The sequence below is a fragment of the Bradyrhizobium sp. BRP22 genome (assembly GCF_020194175.1).
Taxonomy (GTDB): Bacteria; Pseudomonadota; Alphaproteobacteria; order Rhizobiales; family Xanthobacteraceae; genus Bradyrhizobium.
Window position 1 is genome coordinate 298,632 of sequence record NZ_JADYVX010000006.1, and the last position, 22,297, is coordinate 320,928.

At 62.5% G+C, this 22,297-nt stretch carries 18 protein-coding genes and 1 pseudogene; 15 read left to right on the forward strand and 4 right to left on the reverse strand.

Annotation, left to right across the window (positions count from 1 at the left end):
* Positions 1–4: 4 nt before the first annotated feature.
* Positions 5–2,134, reverse strand: a complete 2,130-nt coding sequence (locus I6F35_RS11395) for an acetate--CoA ligase family protein (RefSeq protein ID WP_225117756.1) — start codon at positions 2,132–2,134, stop codon at positions 5–7.
* 181 nt (positions 2,135–2,315) lie between these two features.
* On the opposite strand from I6F35_RS11395, the gene I6F35_RS11400 reads away from it, so the two are divergent.
* From I6F35_RS11400 to I6F35_RS11470, 15 genes are all read left to right on the forward strand, one after another.
* Entirely contained in the window at positions 2,316–3,047 is a 732-nt protein-coding gene (locus I6F35_RS11400; RefSeq protein WP_225117757.1) for a GntR family transcriptional regulator, read from the forward strand.
* Between the two features lie 67 nt (positions 3,048–3,114).
* Entirely contained in the window at positions 3,115–4,845 is a 1,731-nt protein-coding gene (oxc, locus tag I6F35_RS11405; protein ID WP_225117758.1) for an oxalyl-CoA decarboxylase, read from the forward strand.
* 157 nt (positions 4,846–5,002) lie between these two features.
* Complete coding sequence (gene frc / locus I6F35_RS11410) at positions 5,003–6,280, forward strand: formyl-CoA transferase (RefSeq protein WP_225117759.1); 1,278 nt, start codon at positions 5,003–5,005, stop codon at positions 6,278–6,280.
* 204 nt (positions 6,281–6,484) lie between these two features.
* Positions 6,485–6,622 (forward strand): hypothetical protein, encoded by a 138-nt coding sequence (locus I6F35_RS11415; RefSeq protein WP_225117760.1) that lies wholly within the window; start codon positions 6,485–6,487, stop codon positions 6,620–6,622.
* A gap of 504 nt (positions 6,623–7,126) precedes the next feature.
* The gene (locus I6F35_RS11420) at positions 7,127–8,134 is read left to right on the forward strand and encodes a tripartite tricarboxylate transporter substrate-binding protein (protein WP_225117761.1); all 1,008 of its coding nucleotides are present in this window, start codon (positions 7,127–7,129) and stop codon (positions 8,132–8,134) included.
* Positions 8,135–8,214: 80 nt separating this feature from the next.
* Positions 8,215–8,712, forward strand: coding sequence for a tripartite tricarboxylate transporter TctB family protein (locus I6F35_RS11425; RefSeq protein WP_225117762.1), 498 nt, complete (start codon positions 8,215–8,217; stop codon positions 8,710–8,712).
* Positions 8,713–8,754: 42 nt separating this feature from the next.
* A complete protein-coding gene (locus tag I6F35_RS11430) occupies positions 8,755–10,254 on the forward strand; it encodes a tripartite tricarboxylate transporter permease (protein ID WP_225117763.1) in 1,500 nt (499 codons plus the stop codon).
* Positions 10,255–10,714: 460 nt separating this feature from the next.
* Entirely contained in the window at positions 10,715–12,007 is a 1,293-nt protein-coding gene (oxlT, locus tag I6F35_RS11435) for an oxalate/formate MFS antiporter (protein ID WP_225117764.1), read from the forward strand.
* A 233-nt stretch (positions 12,008–12,240) separates the two neighbouring features.
* On the forward strand, positions 12,241–13,554 hold the full coding sequence (gene oxlT / locus I6F35_RS11440; protein WP_225117765.1) for an oxalate/formate MFS antiporter: 1,314 nt from the start codon (positions 12,241–12,243) through the stop codon (positions 13,552–13,554).
* 239 nt (positions 13,555–13,793) lie between these two features.
* Entirely contained in the window at positions 13,794–14,222 is a 429-nt protein-coding gene (locus I6F35_RS11445; protein WP_225117766.1) for a CBS domain-containing protein, read from the forward strand.
* 96 nt (positions 14,223–14,318) lie between these two features.
* On the forward strand, positions 14,319–15,344 hold the full coding sequence (locus I6F35_RS11450) for a 2-dehydropantoate 2-reductase (RefSeq protein WP_225117767.1): 1,026 nt from the start codon (positions 14,319–14,321) through the stop codon (positions 15,342–15,344).
* On the forward strand, positions 15,341–16,114 hold the full coding sequence (locus I6F35_RS11455) for a fumarylacetoacetate hydrolase family protein (RefSeq protein WP_225117768.1): 774 nt from the start codon (positions 15,341–15,343) through the stop codon (positions 16,112–16,114). The genes I6F35_RS11450 and I6F35_RS11455 overlap by 4 nt, the downstream gene beginning before the upstream one ends.
* 313 nt (positions 16,115–16,427) lie before the next feature.
* Entirely contained in the window at positions 16,428–17,423 is a 996-nt protein-coding gene (locus I6F35_RS11460) for a nitronate monooxygenase family protein (RefSeq protein WP_225117769.1), read from the forward strand.
* A 33-nt stretch (positions 17,424–17,456) separates the two neighbouring features.
* Positions 17,457–18,425 (forward strand): zinc-binding dehydrogenase, encoded by a 969-nt coding sequence (locus I6F35_RS11465; RefSeq protein WP_225117770.1) that lies wholly within the window; start codon positions 17,457–17,459, stop codon positions 18,423–18,425.
* Positions 18,426–18,588: 163 nt separating this feature from the next.
* Positions 18,589–19,470, forward strand: coding sequence for an AraC family transcriptional regulator (locus I6F35_RS11470; RefSeq protein WP_225117771.1), 882 nt, complete (start codon positions 18,589–18,591; stop codon positions 19,468–19,470).
* Between the two features lie 277 nt (positions 19,471–19,747).
* Here I6F35_RS11470 and I6F35_RS11475 read toward each other — a convergent pair.
* The 3 genes and pseudogenes from I6F35_RS11475 to I6F35_RS11485 all read right to left on the reverse strand — a co-directional run.
* Positions 19,748–20,371, reverse strand: a pseudogene (locus I6F35_RS11475) (peptidase dimerization domain-containing protein); the annotation flags it as partial.
* Entirely contained in the window at positions 20,344–20,868 is a 525-nt protein-coding gene (locus tag I6F35_RS11480) for a M20/M25/M40 family metallo-hydrolase (protein WP_346283153.1), read from the reverse strand. The pseudogene I6F35_RS11475 and the gene I6F35_RS11480, both read right to left, overlap by 28 nt.
* Before the next feature lie 371 nt (positions 20,869–21,239).
* Positions 21,240–22,178, reverse strand: coding sequence for an alpha/beta hydrolase (locus tag I6F35_RS11485; RefSeq protein ID WP_225117772.1), 939 nt, complete (start codon positions 22,176–22,178; stop codon positions 21,240–21,242).
* Between the last annotated feature and the right edge of the window lie 119 nt (positions 22,179–22,297).

A 22,297-nucleotide genomic window follows, 5' to 3' on the forward strand; every position in this document is an offset into this window, starting at 1 on the left:
GTTCTCACAGCAGGCCCGCGCCGCGCGCCCATTTGTACTTGGCCCCTAACACCTCGACCGGCAGCTCGGTCGAATAGGCATAGGCCGGGATGCCGTTCTGGTAGAGATATTCGGCGGCTTCCTCGACCTCGACGTCGCCGGCGAGCGAGGCCACCATCGGCTTCACGAAGCCCTTGGCCTCCATCTCCTTCTTCACCTCGACCATGTTGCGGGCGAACACCATCGGCGGCGTCACGATCGTGTGCCAGTAGCCGAGGATCAGCGCGTGGATGCGCTCGTCCGACAGGCCGAGCTTGACCGTGTTGACATAGGTGATCGGCGGCTCGCCACCAGTGATGTCGACGGGATTGCCGGCGGCGCCGAACGGCGGAATGAACTTGCGGAACGCCGCATCCAGGTCCGGCGGCATCGACATCAGCGACAGGCCGTTGTCGACGACGGAGTCGGAGAGCAGCACGCCCGAGCCGCCGGCGCCGGTGATGATGAGGATATTCTCGCCCTTCGGCGTCGGCAGCACCGGCACGCCGCGGGCGAATTCGAGCAGCTGCCGGAGCGAGCGCGCGCGGATCACGCCGGACTGCTTGAACACGTCCTCATAGATCTTGTCGTTGCCGGCAAGCGCGCCGGTATGCGAGCTCGCTGCCTTCGCGCCCGCCGAGGTGCGGCCGGCCTTCAGCACGATGACTGGTTTCTTCTTGGAGACCCGCTTGGCGGCTTCCGCGAAGGCGCGGCCGTCCTTCAGGTCCTCGCAGTGCTGCGCGATCAGGTTGGTGTTCGGGTCCTGCTCGAAGAAGGCGAGCAGATCGTCCTCGTCGATATCGGACTTGTTGCCGAGGCCGACGATCGCGGAGACGCCCATCTTGGCCGAGCGCGAGAAGCCGATGATCGCCATGCCGATGCCGCCCGATTGCGACGACAGCGCCGCGCGGCCCTTGACGTCGTAGGCCGTGCAGAAGGTCGCGCAGAGATTGGCCGGCGTGTAGTAGAAGCCGTAGATGTTCGGCCCCATCAGGCGGATGTCGTATTTCTTGCCGACTTCGACGATCTCGGCCTGCAATTCCGGCGCGCCGGCTTCGGCAAAGCCCGACGGGATCAGCACGGCGCCCGGAATTTTCTTCTCGCCACATTCGGCCAGCGCTGCGGCGACGAATTTGGCGGGAATCGCGAACACGGCGGTGTCGATCACGCCGGGCACGTCCTTGACGCTCTTGTAGGCCTTGTAGCCGAGGATCTCGGGCGCTTTGGGATGGATCGGATAGATTTCGCCCTTGTAGCCGCCGTTGATGAGGTTCTTCATCACGGAGTTGCCGATCTTGCCGTCCTCGGCGGAGGCGCCGATCACGGCGACCGCCTTCGGCTGCATAATGCGGTTCATCGCGGCGACGATTTCCTCGGTCGGGCGCGGCGCCGGACGCGGCTTGTAATCGAAATTGACGACGATGCGCACGTCGGCGGCGATCGCGTCCTTCTTGGTGGCGAAGACGGGATTGAGGTCGAGCTCGACGATCTCTGGGAAATCGCTGACGAGCCTGGAGACCTTGACGATGACGTCGGCGAGCGCCTCGCGGTTTACGGGATCGCCGCCGCGCACGCCCTTCAGCATCTCATGCGCCTGGATGCCGTCGAGCATCGACAGCGCATCTTCCTTGGTCGCGGGCGCGAGGCGGAAGGTGATGTCCTTCAGCACTTCGACCAGCACACCGCCGAGCCCGAAGGCGACCAGCTTGCCGAACGAGCCGTCGGTGATCGAGCCGATGATCACCTCGGTGCCGCCGCCCAGCATCTGCTGGACCTGCACGCCCTCGATCTTGGCGTCGGCCTTGTACTTCTTGGCGTTGGCGAGAATCGTCTCGTAGGTCTTCTCGGCGTCGGCCGCCGTCTTGACGCCGACCACCACGCCGCCGGCTTCGGTCTTGTGGAGAATGTCCGGCGAGACGATCTTCATCACCACCGGGAAACCCATGTCGGAGGCGATCCGCGCCGCATCGGACGCCAACTTGGCCACGCCTTCCTTCGGAACCGGGATTCCGTAGGCGTCGCAGACCAATTTGCCCTCCGGCGCCGTCAGGCTCGTGCGCCTGTCCGCCTTGACCGCATCGAGAACTTTGCGGACTGCATCTTTTGAATTTGACATCGGCTTCCTCCCAGGACAAATTTGATGGCATTTGGTATGCCAGAAGCCAAAAAGTCAAGCGGCTCTTCCCTCCCGAGACGCAGAAAACATCGGCAACTTGACATTCTGGTATTTGGCATGCCAAAAACCTGAGAGCATTTCTTCTGCTAAGAAGACGTCTCCCAAACGGAGGAGACGAGTCGTGGCAACACCAAAGGAAACCAAGGCATCGCCTGCTATGGCTGAGGCAGATATTGCGATCGTCCGGATCGCGCCAGAGACGAGCTTCAAGAACAAGGCTTATGAAGCCTTGAAGGAAGCTATTCTCAAGATGGACATCTACGCGACGCCTGAGCCGGTGATGCTCGACGAGCGCGCGCTGTCCGAGCGCCTCGGCGTCAGCCGCACCCCGATCCGCGAAGCGATCGCAATGCTCGAGCAGGACGGTTTCGTCAAAACCGTGCCACGCCGCGGCATCGTCGTGGTCCGTCGCACCAAGGCGGAGATCGTCGACATGATCCGCGCCTGGGCCGCGCTCGAGAGCATGGCCGCACGCCTGATCACGACCACCGCACGCAAGAAGGACATCACGGCGCTGCGCGACTTCTTCAAGGATTTCGGCAGCGACCGCCGGCCGGAAGATCACATCGAGGAATATTCCAAGGCCAACATCGCCTTCCATCAGGCGCTGATCTCGCTGTCCGAGAATCAGGTCCTGGTCGATATGACCAACGACATCCTGTTGCATGTGCGCGGCTACCGGCAGCTCACGATCGGGCGGAAGGATCGCACCGCGACATCGCTCCCCGAGCATCTCGGCATCATCGAGGCGCTGGAGGCGCGCGACACCGAGCTGGCGGAAAAGCGCGCGCGCGACCACACGCTTGGGCTTGCCGCCTATGTCGAAGCGCACGGCCAGGAACTTTTCACTTAACGCATCACTCAGATCAGAAGACGACGAAAACTCGTCCGAACCAGGAGCCACAGGGAGAACCAGGCCCATGCTAAATACCGCCGCCAAGACCGAAGCACCGGGCACGGAACAGGAGCTGACGGACGGCTTTCACCTCGTCATCGACGCGCTGAAGCTGAACGGCATCGACACCGTCTACGGCGTGCCGGGAATTCCGATCACGGATCTCGGCCGCATGGCGCAGGCCGCCGGCATTCGCGTCCTGTCCTTCCGCCATGAGCAGAACGCAGGCTACGCGGCGGCGATCGCGGGTTTCCTGACCAAGGAGCCCGGCGTCTGCCTCACGGTGTCGGCGCCCGGCTTCCTCAACGGCCTCACCGCGCTCGCGCACGCCACCACCAACTGCTTTCCCATGATCCTTGTCTCCGGTTCCTCGGAGCGCGAGATCGTCGACCTGCAGCAAGGCGACTATGAGGAGATGGACCAGCTTGCGATCGCCAAGCCGCTCTGCAAGGCAGCGTTCCGCGTGTTGCATGCCCAGGACATCGGCATCGGTTTTGCCCGCGCGATTCGCGCCGCCGTCTCCGGTCGTCCCGGCGGCGTCTATCTCGACCTGCCGGCAAAACTGTTCTCGCAGGTGATGAACGCCGAAGCCGGCCAGAACTCGCTGGTGAAGGTGATCGACGCGGCGCCGGCGCAGATCCCTGCCCCATCGGCGGTGAAGCGCGCGCTCGACGTGCTCAAGGGCGCCAAGCGTCCGCTGATCATCCTCGGCAAGGGCGCGGCCTATGCGCAGGCCGATGACGCGGTCCGCAGTTTCGTCGAGAAGAGCGGCGCGCCGTTCCTGCAGATGAGCATGGCCAAGGGCCTGCTGCCCGACACGCATCCGCAGTCCGCCGGCGCAGCGCGCTCGACCGTGCTGAAGGATGCCGACGTCGTGATGCTGATCGGCGCCCGCCTCAACTGGCTGCTCTCGCACGGCAAGGGCAAGACCTGGGGCGACGCGCCGAAGAAATTCATCCAGGTCGACATCGAGCCGAAGGAGATGGACTCCAACGTCGAGATCGCGGCTCCGCTGGTCGGCGACGTCGGCTCCTGCGTAACGGCGCTGCTCGAGGGCATGGGCGGCAACTGGCCGGCCCCGCCGGCCGACTGGACCACCAAGGTCAACGCCAAGCGTGACGAGAACGTCGCCAAGATGGCGCCGAAACTGATGAGCAATGCCTCGCCGATGGATTATCACGGCGCGCTCGGCGTGCTCCGCACCATCATCAAGGAGCGGCCCGACGCGATCCTCGTCAACGAAGGCGCCAACACGCTCGACCTCGCCCGCGGCGTCATCGACATGTACCAGCCGCGGAAGCGGCTCGATGTCGGCACCTGGGGCGTGATGGGCATCGGCATGGGCTATGCGATCGCAGCCGCGGTGGAGACCGGCAAGCCGGTGCTCGCGGTCGAAGGCGACAGCGCCTTCGGCTTCTCGGGCATGGAGATCGAGACCATCTGCCGCTACAACCTGCCGGTCTGCGTCGTCGTCTTCAACAATGACGGCATCTATCGCGGCACCGATACCAACTCGGCCGGCGCCGATCCGGCAACCACGGTATTCGTGAAGGGCGCACGCTACGACAAGATGATCGAGGCGTTCGGCGGTGTCGGCGTCAACGCCACCTCGCCGGATGAACTGAAGCGCGCCGTCAACGCGGCGATGGACTCCGGCAAGCCGACGCTGATCAACGCGGTGATCGATCCGGCGGCGGGCTCGGAGAGCGGCCGCATCGGCAATCTCAATCCGCAGAGCGTTCTGAAGAAGAAGTGAGGATCAATCGAATGTCGTCATTCCCCGCGCATGCGGGGAGTCCAGTAGCCGCCGAGCTATCGTGAGGCGAACACTGAGCCCGACTGAATCGACGGTGATGACTGGATGCCCGCCTTCGTGGGCATGACAGCAACAGGTAGTAACAAGGAGAGGACAGATGACTAAGGCGCTTACGGGCGTTCGCATTCTCGATTTCACCCATGTCCAGTCGGGGCCGACCTGCACCCAGCTTTTGGCCTGGTTCGGCGCCGACGTGATCAAGGTCGAGCGCCCCGGCGTCGGCGACATCACGCGTGGCCAGTTGCAGGACGTCCCGAACGTGGACAGCCTGTATTTCACCATGCTCAACCACAACAAGCGCTCGATCACGCTCGACACCAAGAACCCGAAGGGCAAGGAAGTCCTGACCGCGCTGATCAAGAAGTGCGACGTGCTGGTGGAGAATTTCGGCCCCGGCGTGCTCGACCGCATGGGCTTCCCCTGGGAGAAGATCCAGCAGATCAACCCGCAGATGATCGTGGCGTCGATCAAGGGCTTTGGCCCGGGTCCGTATGAGGACTGCAAGGTCTATGAGAACGTCGCGCAGTGCACAGGCGGCGCCGCTTCGACCACCGGCTTCCGCGACGGCGTGCCGCTCGTCACCGGCGCGCAGATCGGCGACAGCGGTACCGGTCTGCATCTCGCGCTCGGCATCGTCACCGCCCTGTTCCAGCGCACCCACACCGGCAAGGGCCAGCGGGTGACCGCGGCGATGCAGGATGGCGTGCTCAACCTCTGCCGCGTCAAGCTGCGCGACCAGCAGCGCCTCGCCCATGGCCCGCTGAAGGAATACAGCCAGTTCGGCGAGGGCATTCCGTTCGGCGACGCCGTGCCGCGCGCCGGCAATGATTCCGGCGGCGGCCAGCCCGGGCGCATCCTGAAGTGCAAGGGCTGGGAGACCGATCCCAACGCCTACATCTACTTCATCACGCAGGCGCCGGTCTGGGAGAAGATCTGCGAGGTCATCGGCGAGCCCACCTGGAAGACGCATCCCGATTACGCCAAGCCGCCGGCCCGCTTGCCGCGCTTGAACGAGATCTTCGCCCGCATCGAGCAGTGGACCATGACCAAGACCAAGTTCGAGGCCATGGAGATCCTCAACCAGTACGACATCCCCTGCGGTCCGATCCTGTCGATGAAGGAGCTTGCCGAAGACCAGTCGCTGCGCGCGACCGGCACGGTGGTCGAAGTCGATCACCCCACCCGCGGCAAGTACCTGTCGGTCGGCAACCCGATCAAGCTGTCCGACAGCCCGAGCGAGGTGCTCCGTTCGCCGCTGCTCGGCGAACACACCGACGAGGTGCTGCGCCAGGTGCTCGGCTTCAGCGACCACCAGGTCGCCGAGATCCACGATTCCGGCGCGCTCGACCCGCCGCAGAAGCAGGCGGCCGAATAGGCCAATTATCGGCTCTGGAAGCAACGGCCGCCGGAACTCCGGCGGCCGTTTTGCTATTTGGAATGCCAGATAACCGATCTATGCTGCATTGCAGAAGACGGATGCTGCTATGCAAACAAATGCGTTGCTCCTGGCATCTGGTATACATAAATAGTCCCCAGATCACGAAGCGGAAATTCCGCTGCAACTTCAGAAGGGGACATCATGTCCAAGACTGCCTCCATCGCAATTTCGGCCCCGACCTCGCTGTGGGGACGTTTGCTGGCCACGATCGATCGGCTGCTGATGAAGAGCGCCGAGATTTCCGTCCGCAACGGCGACCTGCCGCGTTTCGGCCTCTAAGGCCTTGCTACGCCAATAATTTCGGCGCAAATGCCGCCGAGGCGGCGCCAACAAAATTCATTGCTCTGAACGAATGGCCCCTGCTCCGGGGCCGTTCTTTTTTCTTCCCGCGTACCCGGCAACAGCCGCCCCATCTGCGACAAAGTGGCTCGGAGCGTGGTCCACCACGCCGATTGTTTGCAAGCTGGTATGTCGCATACCTTAGAGTCGTACGCTGGGCGACAGCCACCCGCGTAACCGGCGGTGCACCCCGGGGCGGTCAGACCAGCGCAAGAGGCCCAAGGGCGGGTCGGTCCTTCCCATGGTTCCCTCGTGAGGATCGAGCATTGTTCGAAAGAAGCGGATGCCGCGCCTGAACAGCCCTCATACAGTTCCAATCGCCAGCACGATCGCAACGGGTGATCGATCACCGGAAGGTGCCCCATGACCCGCGCGTGATCGGAATTGGTTGATCGCAAGCCGACAAAGAACGGCGCGTTCAAAATTCGACAGGGAGGACACGAGATGAAGCTTTCCATTCTGCATGTTGCATTGGCAGCCGTCGCGGCGTTGTGCGCGAGCGGCACCGAAACCTCCGCCGCCTGGGAGCCGGTTCGCCCGGTCGAGTTCATCGTACCCGCCGGCACCGGCGGCGGCGCGGATCAGATGGCGCGCACGATCCAGGGTATCGTCACCAAGCACAATCTGATGAAACAGCCGATGGTCGTCATCAACAAGGCTGGCGGCGCCGGAGGCGAAGGCTTCCTCGACGTGAAGGGGTCATCGAACAATCCCCACAAGATCATCATCACGCTCTCGAACCTTTTCACGACGCCGCTGGCAACGGGGATTCCCTTCAGCTGGAAGGACATGACTCCCGTCGCGATGCTGGCGCTCGATGAATTCGTGCTCTGGGTGAATGCCGAGAAATCCTACAACAAGGTCAGCGACTATGTTGACGCCGTAAAGAAGGCGCCGGCCGGCACGTTCAAGATGGGAGGGACCGGCTCGAAGCAGGAGGACCAGATTATTACGGTCGCGCTCGAGAAGGCGATCGATACCAAGTTCACCTACATTCCCTACAAGGGCGGCGGCGAAGTCGCCGTTCAGCTTGTCGGCAACCACGTCGATTCGACCGTCAACAATCCGATCGAAGCCGTAGCGCAATGGCGCGGCGGCAAGCTCCGTCCGCTCTGCGTCTTCGACGCCCAACCCATGGGCTACGACGAGCCGATCGCCGACGGCAAGAGCTGGAAAGATATTCCAAGCTGCAAGTCGCAGGGTCTCGACATCGAATATCTGATGTTGCGCGGCATCTTCATGCCGCCGAAAGCCACCAAGGATCAGGTCGAATATTACGTCGAACTGTTCAAGAAGGTGCGCGCCACGCCTGAGTGGCAGGATTTCATGAAGAGCGGCGCATTCAACACCACCTTCCTGACCGGGGCCGACTATTCCAAGTGGCTCGAGACGGAGCAGAAGCGCCACGAGGTATTGATGAAAGAGGCCGGTTTTCTCGCCCCGGGGAATTGATCCGGCGAGATCAACCAAGCACGGACGAGCCTGCCCTCGCGATTTCGAGTGCGGCGATTGCGATTCAGCCTGGAGGCCCCATGACTGCGCCTAGATCAGACACTGCCGGCCCGTCACACAAGGCGGTGGAAACCGGTGTCGCACTGCTGATTGCAGCCTTCGGCATCATCGTGATCATCGGCAGCTTGAAGGCCGGCATCAATTGGGGCGCCGAAGGCCCGCGTGCGGGCTTCTTTCCCTTCTACATCGGCATGTCCATCGTCGCCGCGAGCGCCATCAATCTCTGGAGCGCGCTGCATGACCATGACGACCGATTGTTCGCGGAGTGGGGACAACTTCGCCAGGTGATGAGCGTCGTCGTCCCCACCGCGATCTATGTCGGCTCAATGCCCTTTGTCGGGCTCTATGTCGCCTCAATCATTTTCATCGGCTGGTTCATGCGCTGGCTTGGCGGCTACCGATGGCTCCCCACAGTCGCCGTGGCACTCGGCATGCCCATCGCCACCTATCTCGTCTTCGAACGCTGGTTCCTGGTGCCCCTTCCCAAGGGTCCTGTCGAGGAATGGCTCGGACTATAGACGCCGTATCGTGGTCAGTTCGCTGTTGCAGGACGTATTGAAATGGAAGAACTCGCCAATCTTTTTCACGGTTTCGCCGTAGCCCTGCAGCCCTACAATGTGATGCTGATGGTCGTGGGCATCATGCTCGGCGTCATCATTGGCGTGCTTCCCGGGCTCGGCGGCGCGAACGGCGTTGCGATCCTCTTGCCGCTGACCTTCAGCATGCCGCCGACATCGGCGATCATCATGCTCTCCTGCATCTACTGGGGCGCATTGTTCGGCGGAGCGATCACCTCGATCCTGTTCAACATACCCGGTGAACCCTGGTCGGTGGCGACGACCTTTGACGGCTATCCGATGGCGCAGCAGGGCAAGCCCGGCGAAGCGTTGACGGCGGCCTTCACCTCCTCGTTCGTGGGCGCGCTGTTCGCCGTCGCCATGATCACGCTGGTTGCGCCGCTGGTCGCAAGCTTCGCGTTGCGATTTGGTCCGGCGGAAAAATTCGCGGTGTACTTTCTCGCGTTCTGCAGCTTCGTCGGCCTGAGCAAGGAGCCGCCCTTCAAGACCATCGCCGCGATGATGATTGGTTTTGCGCTTGCGGCCGTCGGACTCGATTCGATCACGGGGCAGTTGCGATTGACGTTCGGCATCACGGAATTGCTCAACGGGTTCGATTTTCTGATCGCCGTGATCGGCCTGTTCGGCATCGGCGAGATCCTCTTGACGATGGAGGACGGACTGAGCTTCCGCGGCGGCAACGCGAAGATCAACCTGCGGGTCGTGCTGCAAACCTGGAAGGAACTGCCGACATATTGGATGACGTCGTTGCGCTCCTGCCTGATCGGATGCTGGATGGGCGTGACGCCGGCGGGAGCCACGCCGGCGTCGTTCATGAGTTACGGCATCGCCAAGCGGCTGGCGAGGAATGGCAAGAATTTCGGCAAGGGAGAAATCGAAGGCGTGATCGCCCCGGAGACGGCAGCTCATGCCGCCGGCACCTCGGCATTGCTGCCGATGTTGTCGCTCGGCGTGCCCGGCTCTCCGACGGCCGCCGTTCTGCTCGGCGGGCTGTTGATCTGGGGCCTGCAGCCCGGCCCGATGCTGTTTGTCGAGCAGAAGGAATTCGTCTGGGGCCTGATTGCCTCGATGTATCTCGGCAATCTCGCCGGCCTCCTCGTCGTGCTCACCTGCGTGCCGATATTCGCCGCGATCCTTCGCGTGCCCTTCAGCATCATCGCGCCGCTCATTCTGGTGCTCTGCGCGATCGGCGCCTACTCCGTTCACAACAGCACATTCGACGTCATGCTGATGCTGGTCTTCGGCGTGCTGGGCTATCTGCTGAAGAAGTGCAACTATCCTCTCGCCCCTTTGGTGCTGGCCATCGTGCTCGGCGACAAAGCGGAGGAAGCATTCCGGCAATCACTGCTGGGGTCGCAAGGTTCGCTGGGCGTGTTTTTCTCGAATGGGTTGGTCAGCACCATTATGGTTCTGGGGCTCGTCGCCCTGTTCTGGTCCGCGATCCAGGAGGGTTACAGCCGGCTGCGCACCGCAGTCGCGTGACGCGCAGATCCTTGGCTGGCGCTTTTCCCCATGCGAGGCGTCACGCCATTTCGGCCTTGTCAGGCTGGGATATGGAATGCCACAGTTCTGACTGGTCGCTGCTATCCGCACCTTTGTCCTCCAGCTCCCGCTCGCGAGTTCGCGGATCCTCCGGTCCCCTGCGGAACGCAGCGAACTCGCTTTTCAACAGGCGACCCGCGGATCATCGGCTCCGATTCCTGCATGAATCCAGTATTTTAATCGGCAGACGATTGCCGCCTTTGTCGAGCGGAATTGCGCAGCCGATCGCCGCTTTATGTTTGCGTCGATCCGTTTAAGTTGACGTCAGCTTCTCACTCTACGCACGCCTGCGACATTTGCGCGCGGGGCGCACCGGCGCTTGAATGTTGGCATATTAGATACCAAGATGCCGCGGCGCGTTCGGGACATAAGATAACAGAGGCGCGCCTTGGGAGGACCTATGACTGAGATGGTGCAGGCAACGGCCCCGACAGCCACCGCGCGTGTCAGCGACACCTTTCGCTGGACACAACTTGCGATCGGCGTCGCGGCGATGGTGATGATCGCCAACTATCAATACGGCTGGACGTTCTTCGTCCCCGACATCCAGAAAAAATTCGGTTGGGATCGCGCCTCGATCCAGTGGGCGTTCACCCTGTTCGTCTTGTTCGAGACATGGCTGGTGCCGGTCGAAGGCTGGTTCGTCGACAAATACGGCCCGCGCCTCGTGGTGCTGATCGGCGGCATCCTCTGCGCCATCGGCTGGGCCATCAATGCCCAGGCGACCTCGCTCAACGGCTACTATCTCGGCATGATCATCGCGGGCATCGGCGCCGGCGGCGTGTACGGCACCTGCGTCGGCAACGCGTTGAAATGGTTTCCCGACAAGCGCGGTCTCGCGGCCGGCATCACCGCCGCCGGCTTCGGCGCAGGCTCGGCGCTGACGGTTGCGCCGATCCAGGCGATGATCAAGGACTCCGGCTTCCAGACCACCTTCCTCTATTTCGGTCTCGGCCAGGGCATCATCATCGTGGTGCTCGCGTTCTTCCTGCTCGCACCGAAGGCCGGGCAGGTCCCTATGGTCGTGGCGAACGCCAATCTGGTTCAGAGCCGGCGCAACTATCAGCCGACGGAAGTGCTGCGGCAGCCGATCTTCTGGCTGATGTACTTCATGTTCGTGATCGTCGGCGCCGGCGGCCTGATGGTGACGGCGAACCTGAAGCCGATCGCCGTGGACTGGAAGATCGACAGCGTCCCGGTGACCCTGATCGGCGTGACGATGACCGCCGTGACCTTCGCCGCGACTATCGATCGTGTCCTCAACGGCCTGACGCGCCCGTTCTTCGGCTGGATCTCCGACATGATCGGCCGCGAGAACACGATGTTCATCGCCTTCGGCATGGAGGGCATCGGCATCTGGGCGCTCTACATGTGGGGCCACGATCCGATCTGGTTCGTAATCCTGTCGGGCTTCGTGTTCTTCGCATGGGGTGAGATCTACTCGCTATTCCCGTCCACCTGCACCGACACCTTCGGCACGAAGTTCGCGACCACCAATGCCGGCCTGCTCTACACCGCCAAGGGCACGGCCGCGCTGCTGGTGCCGCTTGCGAACTATGTGCAGCAGACCGCGGGCAATTGGGACAGCGTCTTCATCATCGCCGCGGGCGCCAACATCCTGGCATCGCTGCTCGCCATCATCGTGCTCAAGCCATGGCGCAAGGTCGTGGTGGAGAAGGCGAGCGCCGCGTAAGATCCGCGCAACGCAATTGCACGAAGCGCCGGGCCCACAGCCCGGCGCTTTTTTGTTTCCGATTTTCCGAATCATTGTGGATGGCCGAACCGTCTGGCGCTTATTGCAATGCAGCACAAGTTCGGCTTGCATTGTGGGATATAGTATACCAACATCCGCCGAACGCCTGCGACGATAAGTCACAAATTCGCGACAGAAGGTCGCAAACGCAGGCGGGCGCTCGGGAGGACTTGATGGTTTTAAGCAACGCCGCCGCATCCTTAGCACCTTCATCCAGCGGCTTCCGCTGGCTTCAGCTCGTCATGGGCATCGCTTGCATGGCGATGATCGCCAACCTGCAATATGGCTGGACGCTGTTCGTCGATCCCATCGACGCGACGCACCACTGGGGACGCGCGGCCATCCAGCTCGCCTTCACGATCTTCGTGCTGACCGAAACCTGGCTCGTTCCTATCGAAGCCTGGTTCGTCGACAAATATGGTCCGAGCATCGTCATCATGTTCGGCGGCGCGATGATCGCATTGTCCTGGGTCCTCAATTCCTACGCGGATTCGCTGACGCTGCTTTATGCCGCCGCGGTGATCGGCGGCATGGGCGCCGGCGCGGTCTACGGCACCTGCGTCGGCAACGCGCTGAAATGGTTTCCGGACCGGCGCGGGCTTGCCGCGGGCGCGACGGCCGCCGGCTTCGGCGCGGGCGCCGCGATCACCGTGGTGCCGATCGCGAGCATGATCGCCGCGAGCGGCTACCAGACAGCCTTCTTCGACTTCGGCATCGGGCAAGGCCTGATCGTGTTCGTGCTCGCCTTCTTCATCCGCCCGCCCTCCGTCGCGCTCCCCGTCAAGAAGAAGCAACTCAACCTGCCGCAGACCAAGATCGATTTCACCCCGCCGCAGGTGCTGCGCAGCCCGATCTTCTGGGTGATGTATCTGGTGTTCGTGATGATCGCCGCCGGCGGGCTGATGACGGCGGCGCAGATCGCGCCGATCGCCGACGACTTCCATATCGCCAAGACCCCGGTCTCGCTCGCCGGCATCCAGATGGCGGCGCTGACGTTCGCGATCTCGCTCGATCGCATCTTCGACGGCTTCGGGCGTCCGCTGTTCGGCTGGATCTCCGATAATATCGGCCGCGAGCACACGATGCTGATCGCGTTCGGAACGGCGGCGCTGATGCTGCTTGCGCTCTCGACCTACGGCAGCAATCCGATCGTGTTCGTGCTCGCGACCGCGGTTTATTTCGGTGTGTTCGGCGAGATCTACAGCCTGTTTCCCGCCACCAGCGGCGACACCTTCGGTTCGAAATACGCCGCTACCAACAACGGCATGCTGTACACGGCGAAAGGCACCGCCTCGCTGCTGGTGCCGCTCGCCAGCATCGTCGCCAAGAATTTCGGCTGGCACGCCGTGTTCGTGATCGGAGTGGCTCTCAACGCGACGGGCGCGCTGATGGCGCTGTTCGTGATCAAGCCGATGCGACGCGCCTTCATCCTGGGCAATGAGACAGCGGCGGCACAGGCGACCGCGCGCCGCGTCACGACAGCCTGATCGCAGCCCTTTCGAGCAGAAAAGGCGCACTTCGTTGCGCCTTTTCTTTTTGCTCAGACCAAAGGCATACAAAATACAAGGAGATAGCGCAGCGGAGCGCTTTCGACGACCGGAACAAACACGTCAGTCTTACTTACTGTTTTCGCTACATTTTTTATTGACCGCGAGTACTAACCTCGTTGACAATTGGTATTATGTATACCAGACTTGCAACAGTTAACGAACTCAAGGAGGTTGCCATGCAAGTCGGGGATATTCTGCGCAAGAAAGCTGCCCGTGTCGCAACGATCCGCATGAACGAGACGGTGGCGATCGCCGCGCAGTTGATGCGTTCGGGCAATATCAGCGCGCTTGTGGTCAAGGACGTCGTCCACACCGAGGGCAACACCGTGGTGGGCATGTTCACCGAACGCGACGTGGTGCGCGCCATCGCCCAGCATGGCGCGGCGGGTGCCAATATGCGCGTGTCGCACTTCATCTCGGTGCAGCAGCTCGTGTCCTGCGGCTCGCGCGATCCGCTCGAGCATGTCCGCCATCTCATGAACAGGCACCACATCCGCCACCTCCCGGTCATCGACAATTACAGCCTGATCGGCGTCATCAGCATCCGCGACATCGCGGCCGCCTTCGACGAGCAGGCGATGGCGCGGGAAGCCATTCCGGCCTGAAAGCACCTTTGTGTCAGCGCGCCGGCCTGAGACGCACTCGGCACCGGCGCATGACCAGCGCTGCAACATCAACCCCGTCTCTTTTCGAAACATCCCATGAAGATTTGCATTTACGGCGCCGGCGCGATCGGCGGCTATCTCGGCGTGCAGCTTGCGCGCGCAGGCGTGGATGTGAGCCTGGTCGCACGCGGCGCTCATCTCGCCGCCATGAGGGCGAACGGGCTGAAGCTGTTGATCGGCGACGAGGAGCGCGTCGTGCATCCCCGCTGCACCGACAATCCGGCCGAGCTCGGCGCGCAGGATTTCGTCATCGTCTGCCTGAAGGCGCATTCGATCACCGGCGTGCTCGAGCAGATGCAGCCGCTGCTCGGGCCGCACACCCGCGTCGTCACCGCGGTCAACGGCATTCCCTATTGGTATTTCCACAAGCACGGCGGCGCCCATCAGGGCGCGACGCTGGAGAGCATCGATCCCGGCGGCCGGCAGTGGCGCGAGCTTGGCCCTGAGCGCGCGATCGGCTGCATCGTCTATCCCGCCACAGAGATCGAGGCGCCCGGTGTCATCCGCCACGTCTATGGCGACCGTTTTCCGCTCGGCGAACCCTCCGGCGAGATCACGGCGGACGTGCAGCGTCTCTCCGACGCGTTCGTCAAAGCGGGCATGCAGGCGCCGATCCTCGATCGCATCCGCGACGAGATCTGGCTGAAACTGTGGGGCAATGTCTGCCTCAACCCGATCAGCGCCCTCACCCATGCGACGCTGGACGTGATCTGCTCCGACCCCGCCACGCGTGCGCTGTCGAAGGCGATCATGCTGGAGGCGCAGACGATCGCCGAAACCTTCGGCGTCAAGTTCCGCGTCGACGTCGAGCGCCGCATCGAGGGCGCGCGCAAGGTCGGCGCACACAAGACCTCGATGCTGCAGGATCTCGAACGCAGCCGGCCGATGGAGATCGATCCCCTGGTCACCGTGGTGCAGGAAATGGGCCGCATCACCGGGATCCCGACCCCTGCCCTCGACACCGTGCTGGCGCTGGTGGCCCAGCGCGCCAAGATCGCCGGCCTCTATGATGGAGCCGCCCGCTTTGCCGAAGTCAGATCCAGCGCGCCGGCCCTTGCATGACCGCCTGGATCCGCTTCCGCCACGACGGCAAGACCGGTTTCGGAACGCTCTCACCGCGGGGCATCTCCGTGCACGACGGCGAGATGTTTGGCATCGCCACGCCGAACGGACAGATGCTGGCGCTGGGGGATGTTGAACTGCTGCCGCCGGCCGTGCCGAGCAAGATCATCGCGCTCTGGAACAATTTTCACGCGCTCGCGGCCAAGCTGAACCAGCCGGAACCACCGGAGCCGCTGTATCTGTTGAAGGCGCCGACCACCGTGGCGGCGCCGGGCGCCGTCGTCAGGCGCCCCGCATCCTATGACGGCAAGACGACCTACGAAGGCGAACTCGGCATCGTCATCGGCACGACCTGCAGCGCCGTCTCCGTCGGGGCTGCCGATGATTTCATTTTCGGCTACACTTGCGTCAACGACATCACCGCCAACGACATCCTCAATCGCGATCCGACTTTCGCTCAGTGGGCCCGTGCCAAGGGCATTGACGGATACGGACCATTCGGTCCCGTCATCGTCACCGACCTGGATCCTGCGAGGCTCGTGGTGCGCACCATCCTCAACGGAAAAGAACGCCAGAATTATCCGATCTCCGACATGATCTTCAGCGCGCGGCAACTCGTCAGCATGATCTCGTACGATATGACGCTGCTGCCCGGCGATCTGATCTGTTGCGGAACATCGATCGGCGTCGGCGTCATGAAGGAGCCCGTCAACACGGTCACTGTGGCGATCGACGGCATCGGCGAGCTCACCAACGAATTTCGCCAGTAGAGCACGATCCGGAAAAGTGGAAACCGGTTTTCCCTCGCGACAAACGCGAAGCGTTTGCGCGGAGATCATGCTCAAGCAAAGAGATGAGATCATGATCCGATTCCGTCCGATCGGATCATGATCGAGGCGGTATCGCAGGTCGCCGCGGACGGGACCGAATTTCGCCTGCGCACCCGTCATTTCCGCATGGGACCGCCGCCCGTGCACGGTGGACTTTTGCCTGACGTGACGGCATCCTCCTGCCCAAACTCCCAAGAACAAACGCGCGCGGTCGTCCGCGTCGCGGAAAATCAAGCGGAAACAGAGGGCAGCAATGATCAAGACACGCTTCACCGAGATGTTCGGCGTCGAGCACCCGATCGTGCAGGGCGGCATGCAATGGGTCGGACGCGCGGAGCTCGTCGCGGCCGTCGCCAATGCCGGCGCGCTCGGCATGATCACCGCACTGACCCAGCCGACGCCGGATGATCTCCGCAAAGAAATCGCGCGCTGCCGCGAGATGACCGACAAGCCGTTCGGCGTGAACCTGACCATCCTGCCCGCGATCAAGCCGCCGCCTTATGCGGAATACCGCCAGGTCATCATCGAGAGCGGCATCAGGATCGTCGAGACCGCGGGCAACAAGCCGCAGGAGCATGTCGACGAGTTCAGGAAGCACGGCATCAAGGTCCTGCACAAATGCACCAGCGTCCGCCACGCATTGTCGGCGGAGCGCATGGGCGTGGATGCGATCTCGATCGACGGTTTCGAATGCGCCGGCCATCCCGGCGAGGACGACACTCCCGGCCTGATCCTGATCCCCTGCGCTGCCGACAAGGTGAAGATCCCGATGATCGCCTCCGGCGGCTTCGGCGACGGCCGCGGCCTCGCGGCTGCGCTGGCGCTCGGCGCCGACGGCATCAACATGGGCACACGGTTCATGTGCACCAAGGAGAGCCCGATCCATCAGCTCGTCAAGGAACGCATCGTCGCCAATGACGAGCGCGAGACCGAGCTGATCTTCCGCACCATGCGCAACACCTCGCGGGTCGCAAGGAACGCGATCTCGACCAAGGTGGTCGCGATGGAGAGGGAAGGCGCGAAATTCGAGGACGTGCGCGAGCTCGTCGCCGGCGCCCGCGGCAAGATGGTCTATGCCACCGGCGATGCCGACGAAGGCATCTGGTCCGCCGGACAGGTGCAGGGCCTGATCCACGACATCCCGACCTGCGCCGAACTGGTATCGCGCATCGTCCGCGACGCGGAGGCGATCATCCGCGGTCGCCTCGAAGGCATGATTTCGGGGGCACAGCGCCAGGCCGCCGAATGAAGCGGTCCTGCGTGTAACCAAAGAGAAGAGCCGATGAAAGCCTATGTCTATGGCGCCAATGGCGCTGAGATCACCGACGTCGCAAAGCCAACGCCGAAGGGCACGCAGGTGCTGGTCAAGGTCCACGCCTGCGGCCTCAACCGTGCCGATCTCGGCATGACCAAGGGCCATGCCCACGGCAGCGCGGGCGGCGTCGGCACCGTGCTCGGCATGGAATGGGCCGGCGAGGTCGCCGAGCTCGGACCTGACGCGAAAGGCGTCAAGGTCGGCGACAAGATCATGGGCTCCGGCACCGCGGCCTTTGCCGAATACACGCTTGCCGATCACGGCCGGCTGTTCCGCGCACCCTCGAACATGAATTTCGACGAGGCCGCCACCCTGCCCGTCGCGCTCGCGACCATGCACAACGCCGTCGTCACCAATGGCGCGCTGCAGGCGGGACAGACCGTGCTGATCCAGGGCGCCAGCTCCGGCGTCGGCCTGATGGCGATGCAGATCGCAAAACTCAAGGGCGCGAAACTCGTGATCGGCTCCTCGACCGACGCGATGCGGCGCAGCCGGCTGACGGATTTCGGCGCCGATCTCGCGATCGATTCCAGCGATCCCGGCTGGGTCGACCTGGTGCTGAAGGCGACCGGCGGCGACGGCGTCGACCTCATCGTCGACCAGGTCTCCGGCAAGGTTGCGAACCAGAACTTAGCCGCAACCAAGGTCAAGGGCCGCATCGTCAATGTCGGCCGGCTCGGCGGCACCCATGCCGATTTCAACTTCGACCTGCACGCCGCGCGCCGCATCCACTATATCGGCGTCACCTTCCGCACCCGCACCATCGAGGAGATCCGCGAGATCTTCGACGAGGTCCGCAAGGACATCTGGGGCGCGGTGGAATCGCGCAAGCTGCAATTGCCGATCGATCGCGTCTATAAGTTCGACGAGATCGGCACGGCGTTCGAGCACATGGAAGCCAACAAGCACCTCGGCAAGATCGTGGTGACGCTGTAGCAAACTTCGGTAACCGAAGCCCCCTTTCGCCGTTCATCGATAGATTGGGCGTGCCCGTAAACGGTCCTTGGCGACGTTCTGCGACCCGTGACAAAACCGCAAGATCGGTCGAGCGCGTCATGTCTGCGTGCGCTTAGCTGGTGCCGCCACGGAGGACAGAACGATGAAGGCGGCGCTTCAAAACTACCATGCCCGGATGCAGCGGGTGCTGGATCACATCGACCGGCATCTGGACGACGATCTGGACCTGGACGCGCTGAGCAGCATCGCAGCCTACTCGAAATATCATTTCCACCGGCAGTTCACGGCGACCTTCGGGCTGTCGGTGCATCGCTATATCCAGCTCGCCCGCATGAAGCGCGCTTCATACCGGCTGGCCTACAGAGATGCCCAAAGCGTCACGGACATAGCGATGGATGCCGGTTACGATGCGCCGGACGCCTTCGCCCGCGCCTTTCGGCAACGGTTCGGGCAATCGCCCTCGTCGTTCCGGAAGTCTCCCGACTGGGAGCCGTGGCTTGCGGCCTTCGGGCCTCTCGACAACGCGAGGAGCAAGCTCATGCAGCAGACTTTCACTACTGACGACGTGACGATTCGCGATGTGCCCCCAACGCCGGTGGCGATCATGGAGCATCGGGGCGACCCGGCGACGCTCAGCGCCACCATCCAGCGGTTCATCGCGTGGCGCACAGCCGCTGGCCTGCACACCAAGACAAGTCCGACCTTCAATGTCTGGCGTTCCGAGCGGCGTCCTGCCTCGCCCGCCGATTACAGCGTGGACCTTTGTGTCGGGACCGACCAGCCGATCGAGGCGAACGGCGAGCAGATCAAGGCCGGCGAGATCCCTGGCGGACGCTGCGCGGTGCTGCGCGTCGTCGGCAACACCGACAATCTGGAGCCCGCCGCGCTCTACCTTTATCGCGACTGGCTTCCGGCCAGCGGCGAGGAAGCGCGCGACTTCCCGATCTATTGCCAGCGGCTGAGCTTCTTCCCGGAGGTGCCGGAGCATGAGACGGTGGCGGACCTGTTTCTGCCGCTGAAATAGCGCCCCTCTGACGGCGGCCTGTCCCTTCCGATCGCAAGAAACGGGCAGGCCGCGCTCATCTGTCGGAGCAGGACTTGACCGGGCGCTGTGAGGTGTTGCCCAAGTTCACGTTCGACTCCCCTGTCGACGGCCTTACCGGAAGATCCTTGGACATAAGTGACGTGACGCTACGCTACCTCCAGACTCTTGCATTGCAGCAATAGCGTCCTATTCGATTCGATCACCCGTCGCCGCCGACGAGAGCAGTGCCGGTGACGTCATCAGGCACCGTAGACGCTCATTTTTCCGGCGCGTGCCGGTCGAACACGCTCAGCACGGCGAGCGTCATGGCCTGAACCCCGGTCTCGATGGTCGGCTTCGGCACCGGCGCGAACAAGGGCGAGTGGTTGCCTGGCAGCTGCGGACTTTCGCCCTCGCGGGCGGCAGCGACGCGCTCCGGCTGGTAGACGCCGATTCTGAAGAACATCGAAGGCACGCCAGCATTGATGAACTCCGAATAATCTTCGCTGGGCGTGACGGGCGGCGACGGCCTGAACTTGTCGCCGAACGCCGCTTTCAGCACTTTCTCTGCCCTGGCAACCACGCCGGGATCATTGATCACGGCCCTGGTGCCCTCTGTGAGCTTGATCTCCGGCTCCGGCGCGTTCGACATGGCGGCGACCGCCTTCGCTGTCCGCTCGATACCCGCCAGCATCTTGGCGCGCACCTCCGGCTTGAAGCTGCGGATGGTGCCTGTCAGCACCACATCGTCGGGAATGATGTTTGGCGCGGTGCCGCCGTGGATCGCACCGATGCTGACAACGCCAAATTCGGTCGGATCCTTTTCGCGGCTGACCACACTCTGAACATCGACGACAAAGCGCGCCGCCATCATCACGGGGTCGATGGTTGCCTGAGGCGCCGCGCCGTGCCCGCCGCGGCCGCGGAATTTGACGTGGAGGCCGTCGGCATTCGAGGAAGCGACCCCACGTGATAGAGCACGGTGTCATGGGCGACGGCGCCATTTGCATGCAAGGCAAAGCCGAAGTCGGGTTTCGGAAATCGCGTGAACAGGCCGTCCGCCAGCATGGCCTTGGCGGCCGCCACGATTTCTTCGGCCGGCTGGGCGATGAACATCAGCGTGCCGCGCCACTGGTCTTTCAGGCCAACCAGCGTCCTGGCCGTTCCCACCCAGCTCGCCATGTGAATGTCGTGACCGCAACTATGGGCCACGAATGTTTCACGTCCTTGCCAGACGGTCTTGTCATGGCTTGCGTAAGCAAGGCCGGTTTTCTCTTCCATCGGCAGCGCATCGAGTTCGGTGCGCACCATAATTGTAGGGCCGTCGCCATTCTTGTAGATCGCAACCAGCCCGGTCTTGCCGACGTGCTCCGTCACCTCGAAGCCCAGGGCCCGCATTTCGGCAGCCAGCTTGGCAGCCGTCTTCTCCTCCTGAAAGGCGATCTCGGGGTGGGCGTGGATGTCCTTGTAGAGCGCGTCGAGTTTCGGATAGTCGCTCTCGACCGATCTCGCGATGGCGCTCTTCAGGCCGACGACGTCAAGACTACCATGTCTCCCCGGGGCGGAAAGACTGGACCTGGATGCTTGTCGCCCCGTCCCGATGTCTCCTGAGCAGTCCACACTCGGCCATGCGCTAGCTCGGCGCCTGGTCCGGTGTCCCTTCCGCAGCCGCCGTAAATGCCGACCAAGCCGATCAGCAGATTTGAAGCGCGCGATCGCCTCGAGCTGCCGGAAAACGGCATCAACGATCTTGAACGAGATACGACAGTTCAGTGCTTTGCAATGAATGCAAGCACCGCCTCATTGAAAGCTTGGGCGTTCTCAACCTCCATCTGATGAGATGCCGCCGGAATCGTTGCACGTTCGACGCTCGGTAAGCAGTGCTCCAGCATGTCGTTGACGACATGGAACATCTTAGGACTGAACTCCCCGTCGAGGAGCAATGTTGGCGCTTTTACCTTCTGCACATCCTCGCATGTGGTCGGCGGGTGGAGGTCTCGCGATGAGGTCTCGCCTTTTAGTCCTTGGGCATTGTCCATGAGGCGCCTCCGAACGGGAGGCGGGAGTTTCTCGTACGACCCCTCGCCCAACACGCCGTTCACAAATCGACGCACTCCTTCTTCGTCATTCCCCTGCTTGAATGCTTCGCTCGAAGGCACGATTGATGTCGTGAGAAAGGTCGTAAGAAGAGCAGCTCCTTCAGGTGTAGTGCTTAGTAAGGGCATCACGGGCGGTTCGCCCAGCGTCAGACTGCGAATGACCTCCGGGTGATCTCGTGCGACCAGGAACGCAATAAACGCCCCATACGAATGACCAATGAGATGAACCGGGGGTAGATTAAGTGCCTCAATGAATGCAATCAGGTCTCTTGCATGTACGGGGACAGAAAAATCTATTGAATCTTTGGGCCACTCGTTTGGATAGTGATACCGACGACTGTACGAGATTAGTCGATATCCCTTCGAGAACGCTTCAAGCTGTCCATCCCATGTGCGGTAATCCTCCAGTGTGCCGTGCACCAACACCACTGGAGTTCCTTGCCCGAGTTCAATGTAATGCAGTGTAAGGCCATTAATTTGCACCTCCCTCGTTTGCATCTCGGAAGAGGATGCGCCTTTCTGCTGCGCGAATGACGGACTCGCGGCGAAGAACATGGCTGCTACCGATACGAGGCCGATGTGTTTCGAGAGGAGCGCTCTCGGTTGCATATGACTCTCCTGGTGTTGTGAGACCTGTCTCCTTCGGTTTTGCTTGGTGAGCAGTAGTTTAAATCCGCGTTTCTCGACGTTAAGGTGTGACTGTAGGAGTCGGATTTCGCTCCTTAATC